The sequence below is a fragment of the Streptomyces sp. NPDC006012 genome, from assembly GCF_042871185.1.
In the GTDB taxonomy this organism is placed as follows: domain Bacteria; phylum Actinomycetota; class Actinomycetes; order Streptomycetales; family Streptomycetaceae; genus Streptomyces.
Genome location: NZ_JBIAIE010000017.1, coordinates 84,990 through 96,538, shown reverse-complemented (window position 1 = coordinate 96,538; position 11,549 = coordinate 84,990). Strand labels below are relative to the sequence as shown.

General features: G+C 69.1%; 11 protein-coding genes. 5 read left to right on the top strand and 6 right to left on the bottom strand.

The window, feature by feature from the left end:
• The first annotated feature begins 39 nt into the window (after nt 1–39).
• Entirely contained in the window at nt 40–927 is an 888-nt protein-coding gene (locus ACFYPJ_RS26020; RefSeq protein ID WP_389021735.1) for a LuxR C-terminal-related transcriptional regulator, read from the top strand.
• 759 nt (nt 928–1,686) lie between these two features.
• Nucleotides 1,687–2,634 (top strand): DUF5996 family protein, encoded by a 948-nt coding sequence (locus ACFYPJ_RS26015; RefSeq protein ID WP_389021733.1) that lies wholly within the window; start codon nt 1,687–1,689, stop codon nt 2,632–2,634.
• Between the two features lie 454 nt (nt 2,635–3,088).
• Here the strand turns inward: ACFYPJ_RS26015 and ACFYPJ_RS26010 are convergent, their stop codons facing one another.
• The 3 genes from ACFYPJ_RS26010 to ACFYPJ_RS26000 all read right to left on the bottom strand — a co-directional run bounded on the left by ACFYPJ_RS26010 (nt 3,089) and on the right by ACFYPJ_RS26000 (nt 6,096).
• Nucleotides 3,089–3,847 (bottom strand): SDR family NAD(P)-dependent oxidoreductase, encoded by a 759-nt coding sequence (locus ACFYPJ_RS26010; protein WP_389021730.1) that lies wholly within the window; start codon nt 3,845–3,847, stop codon nt 3,089–3,091.
• The gene (locus tag ACFYPJ_RS26005; protein WP_389021727.1) at nt 3,847–5,028 is read right to left on the bottom strand and encodes an acyl-CoA dehydrogenase family protein; all 1,182 of its coding nucleotides are present in this window, start codon (nt 5,026–5,028) and stop codon (nt 3,847–3,849) included. The genes ACFYPJ_RS26010 and ACFYPJ_RS26005 overlap by 1 nt, the downstream gene beginning before the upstream one ends.
• 495 nt (nt 5,029–5,523) lie before the next feature.
• Entirely contained in the window at nt 5,524–6,096 is a 573-nt protein-coding gene (locus ACFYPJ_RS26000; RefSeq protein WP_389021724.1) for a TetR/AcrR family transcriptional regulator, read from the bottom strand.
• Nucleotides 6,097–6,821: 725 nt separating this feature from the next.
• Between ACFYPJ_RS26000 and uppS the strand changes: the two genes are divergently transcribed.
• Both uppS and ACFYPJ_RS25990 read left to right on the top strand, forming a co-directional pair.
• Nucleotides 6,822–7,535 carry a polyprenyl diphosphate synthase gene (uppS, locus tag ACFYPJ_RS25995; RefSeq protein WP_389021722.1) on the top strand — a complete coding sequence of 238 codons (714 nt, stop codon included), beginning with the start codon at nt 6,822–6,824 and terminating at the stop codon, nt 7,533–7,535.
• A gap of 98 nt (nt 7,536–7,633) precedes the next feature.
• Nucleotides 7,634–9,043, top strand: coding sequence for an oxygenase MpaB family protein (locus tag ACFYPJ_RS25990; protein ID WP_389021913.1), 1,410 nt, complete (start codon nt 7,634–7,636; stop codon nt 9,041–9,043).
• A gap of 30 nt (nt 9,044–9,073) precedes the next feature.
• On the opposite strand, the gene ACFYPJ_RS25985 is transcribed toward ACFYPJ_RS25990, so the two are convergent.
• Entirely contained in the window at nt 9,074–9,385 is a 312-nt protein-coding gene (locus ACFYPJ_RS25985; protein WP_389021720.1) for a hypothetical protein, read from the bottom strand.
• A gap of 217 nt (nt 9,386–9,602) precedes the next feature.
• On the opposite strand from ACFYPJ_RS25985, the gene ACFYPJ_RS25980 reads away from it, so the two are divergent.
• Nucleotides 9,603–9,824, top strand: a complete 222-nt coding sequence (locus ACFYPJ_RS25980) for a hypothetical protein (protein WP_389021717.1) — start codon at nt 9,603–9,605, stop codon at nt 9,822–9,824.
• Nucleotides 9,825–9,985: 161 nt separating this feature from the next.
• On the opposite strand, the gene ACFYPJ_RS25975 is transcribed toward ACFYPJ_RS25980, so the two are convergent.
• Together ACFYPJ_RS25975 and ACFYPJ_RS25970 are read right to left on the bottom strand one after the other, a co-directional pair.
• Nucleotides 9,986–10,783 carry a hypothetical protein gene (locus ACFYPJ_RS25975; protein WP_389021715.1) on the bottom strand — a complete coding sequence of 266 codons (798 nt, stop codon included), beginning with the start codon at nt 10,781–10,783 and terminating at the stop codon, nt 9,986–9,988.
• Between the two features lie 119 nt (nt 10,784–10,902).
• On the bottom strand, nt 10,903–11,337 hold the full coding sequence (locus tag ACFYPJ_RS25970) for a VOC family protein (protein ID WP_389021712.1): 435 nt from the start codon (nt 11,335–11,337) through the stop codon (nt 10,903–10,905).
• Nucleotides 11,338–11,549: the final 212 nt, after the last annotated feature.

Here is an 11,549-nt window from a genome sequence, read left to right as displayed (position 1 = left end):
CAGCTTGCCTTTGCCGCACTGCAACAGCTCTGCGCACCGATGCTGGACCTGGGCCGGCGGCTGCCCGGGCGGCAGCGTGATGCCGTCGGCGTGGCGCTCGGGCTGACCACGGGCCCCGTGCCCGACCGCTTCGTGCTCGGGCTGGCCGTGCTGGGACTGCTCTCGGAGGCGAGCACACAGCGGCCGCCGCTGTGCCTGATCGACGACGCGCAATGGGTTGATGCGGCCTCCCTGCAGGTGCTCGCCTTCGTGGCACGGCGGCTGCAGGCAGAACCGGTCGCCGTACTGTTCGCCACCCGCGGTGGGGAAGCCGTTCTGGACGGCCTGCCGGAACTGGAAGTGCGCGGGCTGCGCGACGAGGACGCGGAGGCGCTCGAACAGCTCACCGCGGCCGGCGGTACGAGCGACTGGGCCTTGGGTCTCACCGCACGGTGCCGGGCGCTGCTGACCGCCGACCACCAGGCCGAGGACCTGTACCGGGAGGCGATCGACCGCCTCGGCCGCACCCGCCTCCGCCCGGACCTTGCCCGCGCCCACCTCCAGTACGGCGAATGGCTCAGGCGGCAGCGGCGGCAGGCCGACGCCCGTGGCCAACTGCAGTGCGCACTCGACCTGTTCACCCAGATCGGCATGGCGGGATTCGCGCAGCGGACCCGGACCGAGCTGGCCGCCACCGGGGTGCGCACCCGCAGACCCGGCCCCGGCGCGCAGGGCGACCTCACCGCGCAGGAGTTGCGGATCTGCCGACTGGTGACCCAGGGCGAGACCAACAACGAGATCGCCACCCGGCTGTTCATCAGCCTCAGGACCGTCCAGTACCACCTGCACAAGGCGTTCCACAAACTCGGAGTCACCTCCCACACCCAGCTGGCCCGGCGCCTGACCGAGGACGAGGACAAGGGTTTCCCGTCGCCTACCGGGTCCTGAGGTGACGACCCGGGTTCCTTGCAAGATCGGGCTGAACGGGCACCGCGAGCGGCGCTTTTACGGATTCGCCCGGTCGCGCGTCGGAGGTGATCAGCGACCGCTTCCCGGAATCAGCCCCCGACGGGCTTGTGAAGCTGACCACTCAGAAGTCCAAGGTCACCGAGGCCGCCGCTCAACAATGGTGGTGGCGCAGGTCAGACGTCCGTCGGGGCAGTGAGGTTGCCGAGTGACTCGGCACTGTTCTGGGCGGCCTGGGCAGAGCGGAGGCACCGATGGGGAACAACGGTGGCAGGCTCCAAGCCGTCCATCCCCGCTCCATGCCGTGCGCTTGTCGCAGCAGGCCCCAGTCATGAGCACACGTAATTGCGGAGAGACACACCTCGTCGGTGCCCAGTAAGGATTCACCGGCGGGTACCCGCCGTCCAGCGGTGTTGAACTCGACCTGACGCGTGAGCAGTTCCAGCGGTGGCGGTCTGCCCGGAGGGCGGCATGCCGACGCTGTCGTCGACGACGGGCCGATGGGGGAGTGCAGACGGGCCGATGACGGGTGATCCTCGTGACGGTCTCGGAGCCGGCAGTGGGGCATGGCCCGCAGTCTGCCGTCGGCCGGGTCGGTCCTGTCTGGTCGGCCCCGGTATGCGGGGGTAATCTGGGGTGTCTGGGATATTTCCGTCCGCTGATCGGCGCGGTGCCAGGGGTAGGTGGCGCCGGAGTCGGCGATGGTGAGTTGCCCGAGCGGCGAGGCCCGTGGGAGGCACGATGACCAGGCAGAGAACACAGCGGGTCGGGCGCTGGCCGCGGCTGCGGGTGGCGGACTGGACCGAGGCCCGGGACACGCTGCACATGTGGACCCAGATCGTCGGCAAGATCCGACTGGCCCACGCACCCATGGTGAACCACTGGTGGCAGGTCACCCTTTACGTCACCCCGCGGGGGCTCACCACTTCCGCCATCCCGTACCGGACTGGCTCATTCGACATCGAGTTCGACTTCGTCGACCAGCGGCTGGTCATCCGTGCCAGCGGCGGAAACCGGCGTGAGGTGACGCTGGAGCCCAAACCCGTCGCCCAGTTCTACGCCGAGACCATGGGCGCGCTGGGGGAGCTGGGCATTCGGACGCGCATATACCCGCGGCCGAACGAGGTGGAACCGGCCATCCCGTTCGCGGACGATTACCGGCACGCCTCCTACGACCCGCACGCGGCGCGGCTGTTCTGGGGCCAACTCGTCCAGGCCAGCCGGGTGTTCGGAGAGTTCCGGTCCTCATTCGTCGGCAAGAACAGCCCCGTGCACTTCTTCTGGGGATCGATGGATCTGGCCTACACCCGCTTTTCCGGGCGGCCCGCGCCACCACACCCCGGTGGCGGCATCCCGAACATTCCGGACTGGGTGACAGGGGAGGCGTACTCCGTCGAGTTGTCCAGCTACGGGTTCTGGCCCGGCGGCGGTGAGGAGGGCGCCTTCTATGCCTACGCCTATCCCGAGCCGGCCGGTTTCGCCGACAGCCCGGTCCGTTCCGAAGGGGCCCGATACCTAAAGGAGAGCGGTGAGTTCGTACTGCCCTACGAGACGGTTGCCGGCTCCGCCGCCCCGGATCGGGCGCTGAGCGATTTTCTGCACAGCACCTATGAGGCGACGGCCAGGTTGGGCGGATGGGACCGGACCGCGCTGGAGGTCCGCCCACACCGCCACTGGGAACACCACTGACGGCGGTCGGGCGCCGGACTTCGGGCCATCGGGACGCCAGGGAGCACCGCGCTGGACCAGCATCCCGTGCTGCTGCGCGTTCGGTGCTGGGTACCTGGCGTCCGGTTCACGACGGCGTGGGCCCGGAATGGCCCACCGCTTTCTCGGCGGCGTCAGGCCGACGAGTCCGCCGCAGACGCGGCCGCGTGAGCGGCTGTGTGCCCGGCACGGACCGCGACGCGGAGCAGCCGGCGGGCACGGCGGTGGAGCGGAACCTGTGAAAGATCCTCGACGAGGAGTGAAGCACCCGGTCCGAGGCGACCGGGACACATTCGGCTCACCCTTCCGGATGCGCTGAGACGACCAGCATGTGGTGGTGAGGCTCGTCGGGTGCCGTCGTCCAGAACGCCCCCACCGACGCCGGGGCCGGCCGGTCCGGACGGGCCAGCCGGTAGTGCTTGCGCGCCGGCCCGGGTCAGCGCGGCGCCATGCGGAGGGCTCCGTCCATGCGGATGGTCTCGCCGTTGAGGTAGTCGTGCTCGATGATCGTCAGGGCGAGCCGGGCGTATTCGTCAGGGCGGCCCAGACGCCGGGGGAAGGGAACGCCGGCGGCGAGCCCGGCGCGGAACTCCTCGGAGACGGTCGCGAGCATCGGTGTCTCCACGATGCCGGGCGCGATGGTGCACACCCGGATGCCGTACTGGGCGAGATCACGGGCGGCAGGCAGGGTGAGGCCGACCACGCCGCCCTTGGACGAGGCGTAGGCGGCCTGCCCGATCTGGCCCTCGTACGCGGCGACCGAGGCGGTGTTGACGATCACCCCGCGCTGGCCGTTCTCGTCGGCGTCGGTCTGCGCGATGGCCTCACTGGCCAGCGCCAGCACGTTGAACGTGCCGATGAGGTTGACCTGTACGACCTTGGCGTAGAGGTCCAGGTCGTGCACGCCCTTCTTGCCGAGGATCCGCATCGAGGGCCCGATGCCGGCGCAGTTCACGACGGTGCGCAGCGGTGCATCGCCCGCGGCTGCCGTCGTGACGGCCGCCTGCACCGCGGCGCGGTCGGTGATGTCGGTCGCGATGCAGGTGATGCCTTCGACGTCCGCGGCGCGCTCGATGCCTGCCTCAAGATCCAGCACGAAGACCTGCGCGCCCTGCTTCGCGAGGGCTGCCGCGGTCGCCGCGCCGAGGCCGGAGGCTCCGCCGGTGACGATCGCGGCGGTGCTGTCGATGCGCATCAGTTCTCCTGGTCCCGCACCCTGAGGGTGCCGCGGTCGTCCTTCTTCAGCGCACGGCTGATGATCAGGCGTTGGATCTGGTTGGTGCCTTCAAAGATCTGCATGACCTTGGCCTCGCGCATGTAGCGCTCGACCGGGAAATCGCGGGTGTACCCGTAGCCGCCGAGCACCTGGACCGCGTCGGTGGTGACCTTCATGGCGTTGTCGGTGGCCACCAGCTTGGCGACGGACGCCTCACTGCCGAACGGGAGCCCCTGGTCCTTGAGCCGCGCGGCGGCGAGCACGGTGGCGCGGGCGGACTGGACCGCCGCGGCCATGTCCGCGAGGACGAAGGCCAGGCCCTGGTGCTCGATGATGGGCTGGCCGAAGGTCTCCCGTTCCTGCGCGTAGCCCACGGCGTGGTCCAGCGCCCCCTGGGCGAGGCCGACGGCCACCGCCGCGATACCGAGCCGTCCGCAGTCCAGCGCGGCCAGGGCGATCTTGAGCCCCTGGCCCTCCTCACCCAGCCTGCGGTGCGCCGGGATACGTACCTCCTCCAGGCGCACGGTGGCGGTGGCCGAACCGGTCAGGCCCATCTTCCGCTCGGGAGGGTCCGCGACCACCCCGGGGGTGTCGGCCGGTACGAGGAAGCACGAGATGCCGTGTGTGCGGTCGTCGGACGTGCGCGCCAGGACCGTGTAGAAGTCCGCGTACCCGCCGTGCGTGGTCCACGCCTTGGCGCCGTTGAGCACGTAGTGGTCGCCGTCCCTGACGGCCCGGGTGCGCATCGCCCCGGGGTCGGAACCGGCGTGCGCCTCGGACAGGCAGTAGGCGCCGAGCAGGTCGCCGCCGAGCAGGCCGCCGAGCCACTCCTTCTTCTGCTCTTCTGTACCGAACGCGGCGAGCGCGAAGCAGGACAGCGCGTGGACCGAGACACCGACGGCGACGCTGGACCACACTGCCGCGATCTCTTCGAGAACCTGCAGGTAGATCTCGTACGGCTGGCCACCACCACCGTGTTCCTCGGGGTAGGGCAGGCTCAGCAGCCCGGCGCGGCCGAGGGTGCGGAAGACCTCACGGGGAAACCGCTCCCCGGCTTCTGCCTCGCTGACGCGCGGAGCGAGTTCCTTGTCGGCGAGCTCGCGGGTCAGGGTGATGAGGTCGGCGGCTTCCGCTGTGGGAAGCGTTCGGGTAGCGGGCATGCGGATCCCTCGGTCCTGACACTGGGGAATATTGATACGCCAAGCGATACAACAGTATCGTCACAGGTACGTTAGCGCCATGTTTCCCGGAGGCGGATCTGCTGGTCCGCTCGTCGGTCTTCGTGGTTCTGACCCCGGCCGGGGCCGGGCCTGCTCCGCTTTCGGCTTGCGTGTTCTTGAGCCGTTCGGGCTCGGGCCTGCCCCGCATGCGGCCTGCGGGCACGGTTCACGGAACTGCTTCGCCTCCCGTACGCGCGAGGCGCGGGCCGCGCACACCGCCGGGACGCGCGCCTGCGTGACCCTGTTGCTCGCCTTCGTCGCGGGGACGCGCATCCGCATCCAGTGGCCCGCCGGAGGCCGACGGCGTACTTCCGGGACGCGTCGGATCCGCGGTTCTCCCGCAGTCCCGGCGGGCAGACGTCGGCCCCGCGAGCGCCGTGAGCGCACATCGAGGAGGCGCTGCGGGACTGGGGCGCCGAACTGTGACCGGTCAGGTCAGGGTGATACCGCGTGGACGATGAGCGACGCCAGCTCGGCGTATGCCTCCGAGTCGGACAGCCCGGTTCGGGTGGAGATCTCGCCGCGCTGGATCTCCTGCATGGTGGCGGCGACGACCTCGCCCACGAACGCCGCGTGGACGTCACGGAAGGCGCCGGCGGCCACGCCCTCGGTGATGAGCTTCCTGATCCGGCCGGCGGCGATGCGCGTATTGGCCTCGTACACTTCGCGGGCCGGTTCGAAATGCGCCATGTCGTCGAAGAACTGCCTGGAGAGCGGCTTGAGCTGCTCGGCGACCGCGTTCAGATAGACGATCACTCGGTCCGACGGCTCCGAGGCGTCCGCCACCCGCTTCTCGATCACCTCGGTGGCTTTCCGGAAGTAATGTTTGACCGCCTCCCGAACCAACTCCGGTCTACTGCCCGCCAGTTGATACAGCGTTGTCTTCGAGCAGTGCAGCCGCTCGGTCAGCTCGTCGAGGGTGAACGAGGCGAAGCCCTCGGCAGTCAACAGCGCGACCAGTCGCTCCAGCACATCGGTCTGGCGCGCGGTACGACGTGACGATGGCATGAACTCAGCGTAGCTTCTCCCCTTCGCCGGTGAACTCTCGTAGAGCATGGACGGCTGCCGAGGACGGCCGAGGCCGTCGCCTCCGCACAGCGGCCGAAGATCCTCAGCGGAGAGCTGCAACCGGGTGACTCGTATTCGTCCGATTCCTGTGTGTCGTCCGCCTCCTCGCTGGTCGAGGGGTGCGAAGTCCGTGGCCGAAGGGGCGCGACGCCCTGCCCCTGCTGGAGGATGATCTTCGAGCCGGTGGCGGTACGGACGGCCCGTCGATGAGCGAGCCGGTGGTGCCGCTGTCGACGGCGGCTCCGAACCGGTGGCCCTGGCACAGTGCACGCGCCTGCCCGGGGCCTGCCCGACTGATGCGCGCGGCGCAGGAACCAGTGGCCCGACGGGGACCGGTTCAACACTTCCCACGAGGTGCAAATAGCACATGTATGCGAAGGGTGAAACCATGCGACTTGCCGGCTACGCGGGATCTGGTGCTGTCACCCTGTTGGGGTAATCGGGTCAGCGCATTGAGTCGGCCGCCAGGGAGGGCGAAGCGACGGACGTGACGTCGAGCGGCGGGCAGCCCGTGAACGGTCGTGGGCGGCGTTGGGGCAGGCTCATGCGAGAGGGCAAGGCGTCCAGCGCGTGCGGAGGAGGTGGACTTGGCGTTTGAGGAGGCCGCCGAGGGTGCGGCCGGTTCCCCTGTTCCTCGTTGCCAGGACGACCGGGGTCCACGTGGAGTGCCGCGTCACGTCGCCTGCGTGATGGATGGAAACGGCCGTTGGGCGGCGCAGCGGTCACTGCCCCGGACCTCGGGTCACCGTGCCGCGGAGACAACAGTCATCGACGTGATCGAGGCGGCGAGGACTGCGGGCGTCGAATGGCTGAGCCTGTACGCGTTTTCCACCGAGAACTGGCGTCGGCCGAGCACTGAGGTCGACTTTCTCTTGCAACTGGTGCGCCGGGTCGTGCGCAAGCACGCTCCGCTCCTGCACGCCCGTGGGATCCGATGCCGCTTCCTCGGCGTGACGGACCCACGGATTCCCTCGGAACTGGCCCGGGACTTCGCCGACCTGACGACCGTGACCGGCGGCAACCGGGGGATGACGCTGACGGTCGCCTTCGACCACGGCGGGCGCAGGGACATCGTCGAGGCCGCGCGATCACTGATCCGCAGCGGAGTGCCGGCCGAGGCCGTGACGGAGCAGAGCTTCGCGGCTCACCTGCCCTTTCCTGACACCCCCGATGTGGACCTGGTGATCCGGACCTCGGGTGAACAGCGCATCTCGAACTTCATGCTCTGGCAGGTCGCCTACGCCGAGTGGGTCTTCCCCACGGTGCTGTGGCCGGACTTCCGCGCTCCGCACTTCATCGAGTGCCTGCACGCCTATCAGCAACGCGATCGCCGCTTCGGCGGCGTGCTGCCCGACCAGGACGGAGAAACCCGACCTTGACCCACGCAGACGGCGTCCCCCCGAGCGGCGCCGGAGTCGGCGCCGCCGATCGCGACGGTACTTCCGAACGGCCCGACGCCGCCGATGGGCAGAGGCCCCTGTTCGGCCCCGGCTCGCAGTTCGACGAGTTCTTCGACGACCCGCGCTGGGCGCTGGCGATGGTCCGGGCGACCGTACTGGAAGCGGCCCACCCACAGATCGGCGCGGCGCTGATCGAGAACTCCACCTTCGTGGCCCACCCCTGGCGGCGGCTGCGCAACACCTTTCTGAGCCTGCAGCGCATGTTCGGCGCCGACGACCAGGTGCGGCTCAAGGAGGCGGGGCGGCTCAACCGCCTGCACGCACGGCTGAACGGGACCGACGCACAGAACCGGCCGTACCACGCGATGGACCCCGATGCTCGGGCCTGGGTGGTCGCGACGCTGTTCGAGAGCGCTGTGACCATGTGCAGGCTCAGCGGACAGCCCCTTGAGCAGAGCGTCATGGAGCGCCTGTACCTGGAATTTCAGGCGTTCCTCGCGGCCATGGGAGACGAGCCCGGTCACCTGCCGCCCACCCTCCATGACTTCTGGCGGTACTACGACCGCGTGGTCGAGGAGGAGTTGGAGAACACGGATGCGATGCGGATCATTCTCTACAAGCTTTTCGACCATCTCCCCGTTCCCCCTCTGCTGAACGGCCTGCCCACGCTGTGGGCGGCCGGCCGCGCCGTCGCCGGCCCGGTCGTCGGTGCGATCACCGTGGCTTCCCTCCCGGAGTCCTTTCGCCGACGGGCCGGACTGCCGGACCTGCCCGGCGCTCAGACCCTGATGCACAGCGCGTACCTGGCCGTCGGCCTGGCCCGTTTCCTCCCCGACGGGTGGATCCAGGCAGAAGGCATCGCCGACCTGCTGGCCCTCTCTCCCGAGAGCGACGACCCACGCGCGAGAAAGCTCACCGATCTCCGCGACAGGATGCAGCGAGCCGGTGCCCTGCTCAGGCTCGTCACACCCCTTCCCCCGCCACCGGAACCCACCGCCGGCACCGGTACGCGGCGCAGTGCGGAGGAGTTCTTCCAGGACGTGCTGGACCAGACCGGCGACGGCTATCTGGACTGGCCGGACCTCGCCGCCATGGCCCGCGAACTGTCCGGCCGCCTCGACCTGGACGAACCCGAGGAGACAAGTCTCTACAACGCCTTCGCCGACTGGTGGCGCGAACTCCAGGCGGAACTCGACGGCGACGGCGACGGCCGGATCAGCGCCGTGGAGTACGTCGAGGCTGTTCCGGCCATGGCCGGCCCCGCACTGATCAGGCTCTCCGAGGTTCTCTTCGACGTCACCGACAAGGACGGCAACCAGCGCATCGACGCGGACGAATACCGCGCCCTGTTCCGGACCGCGTTTCACCGCGACCTCACCGACGCCGACGGCACCTACACCCGCAGCGCCTTCGTACGGGACTTCCTGACCTTCATGTCCGGTCGCGGTCGTTCGACGCCGTACGACCCCCTGCTGGCCGAAGCCTGACCCCCGCGCAGAGGATGGACCGCCAGCCCCTCAGGCGCTTTCCACCTGGTGCTCCGGGGCGGGCAGCGGAGTCTCGGCGGGCTTGTCGGCACGGCGCAGCTGCCCCAGGCCGGGGAGCAGGGCGGCCAGGGCGAGGGCGGCGAGGACGGCACCGAGCCAGAGCGGCGCGGTGAGCCCGTAGTGGTTGATGCCGATGCCGCCGATCCAGAAACCGATGACCACGCCGAGGGTGATGAAGGAGGAGTGGATGGTGTTGACCAGCGGCCGGGCGTTGGCGATGCGCTGCACCCTGCTGATCATGGCGGGGTTCATGGTGACGCCGACGAAACCGATGCCCAGCATGGCGAGGAGCGCCGGGATCTTAACGCTCAGAACAATACGAGGATGGCGCAGGTCCGAATATCCGCAAGGCCCTGGCCCGACAGGCGCGCGGTTGTCGCCGCCCAGTTCACAGGGCGCACACCCAAGCAGTTCAGGCCGCCGGCATGACAAGTGTCATCCCCAGGACATGCGCTGAGGCACTGCGGGGTCGGCTGCCGATCCTCGTAGACTTCGTACCATGTTCACATCCCGCAAAGCAGGGCGGAACGAATCCTGGGAAGGCGTCGTGACCGACAAGTCCCGGGGCATGCTCGACGGCTCGAACATGTACCACTTCCTCGAAGTCCGCCTGTCCGACGGACAGTCCACGAAGGTCCGGATCGACGGTCGGCTCTGGAAGTCGATCGCGGTCGGTGACCGCATCGTCAAACGGCCGGGCGCCGATCCGGTCAAGGAATAGCCCCGTCACTCGGCGCATCTCCCTCCGGGGTGACCAAGCCCGCCGCATGGCCGTCCGGTTCGGCAGCGCTGTCGCTGGCGGAACACTTCCCGTGGAAGCCCACAGGAGAATCGAAAGCGTCGGCCGGCCGGGCTGCGGATGCCGTTGGCAGCGGGGCCTGGTCAGTGATCCTCCCGGTAGTTCATGAACCAGTGGGTGGCGTAGTAGCGGGCCATCGTGAACCGGTGGTGCGGGTCTATGAGGATGCGGCACACGAACTGTGCGGCCTGGCAGTCGAAGGGGACGTCCTCGCCGTCGAAGGACCGGACCACGACGGGCCAGCGGTCGGGGTCGTCGCCGTCGGTCCTCCAGCAGTACAGGTCCTCGTGCTCGGTGCCCGCCCAGATGAGCAGCCCGTCATTGCTGAGATCCGTCCACGGCTGCTGGTTCAGGTCCAGGTATCCGTCGAAGGCGCCCGCGCCGAACGTCTCGACCATGCGTTTGTAGTCGCTCGGCAGCGCGATGCCCAGGCGCGACTCCACCTCGGCCCAGGCCACGTCCGGCCGCTGGGCGGGCTGCGTCCAGCCGGTGATCCGTACCAGCCGCTCCACCCAGTCGACGTCGGCGTCCGCAGCTACCGCCAGGAGTTCGGGCATCTCTCTGCGGGCGACCGCCAGCACCGGCCGTTCGATCCCCTCCGCGTCCCGCGCCGTACCCGTGCCGACCCACTGATCCCCGTGCGCCCACGCCCGTATCCGCACGGCCCGGTCCTCGAAGGGGACGAGGAGAGCCGCGCCCTTGGACGCGTCGACCGTCGGGTCGGTGAAGCCGTCGAGGACGAGGGTGCGCGGGGCACCGTACCTGTCGGCGAGCAGTGCGGTCAGATCCCGCGAGTCCAGGTCGCTGGGCAGGTACATGTAGCCGTCCGCCGGGCCGAGCCGGGCCAGCAGGTCGTTGAGGGTCGCTTGCGTGAGCTCCATGGCGGACAGTGAAGCGCACCGCACTGACAATGGACGTGCTCACGGACGCATCCGAGGTCAGCCCGGGGTGTGAGAGAGGCCCAAGGGCGGCGGCTGCACCTCGCGGTCTCGGAGGAAGCTCAGTCGAGACAGAACTCGTTGCCCTCGATGTCCTGCATCACGATGCACGACTCGTTGTCTTCATCAGCAGGCAGCAACTGCACGCGTACCGCGCCGAGCGCGACCAGTCGTGTGCACTCGGCCTCAAGCGTGGCGAGGCGCTCCACACCCATGAGCCCGGTGCCGACCCGCACGTCAAGATGCACCCGGTTCTTGACGACCTTGCCTTCGGGAACGCGCTGGAAGTACAGCCGCGGGCCGACGCCTGAGGGGTCACTGCAGGCGAATGCCGAACCCTGCCGCTCAGGCGGCAGAGAGCGATCGAAATCGTCCCACGTGGCAAACTCCTCCGGCGGCGGCGGTACGACGTACCCCAACACCTCGCACCAGAAGCGAGCGACGCGCTCAGGTTCCGCGCAGTCGAAGGTGACTTGGAACTTCCTGGGCGACGACATCGGCGCACCATAGCAGGGACTCGGCTGCTGGCTTCCAGGCGAGGGCACCGTCCGAGTGAGGACCAGAACCGCACGCCTCTCCGAGTCACGGCCCGATCCATGGGCCTCCGGCGGCCATTGCCTTGCCACCGCGGAGAACATCGGTGCTGTTGCGGTGGACGCCGATGCGCAGAGCGGGGTTGTGGCGGGACGCAGGGTGGGACATTGGTGGG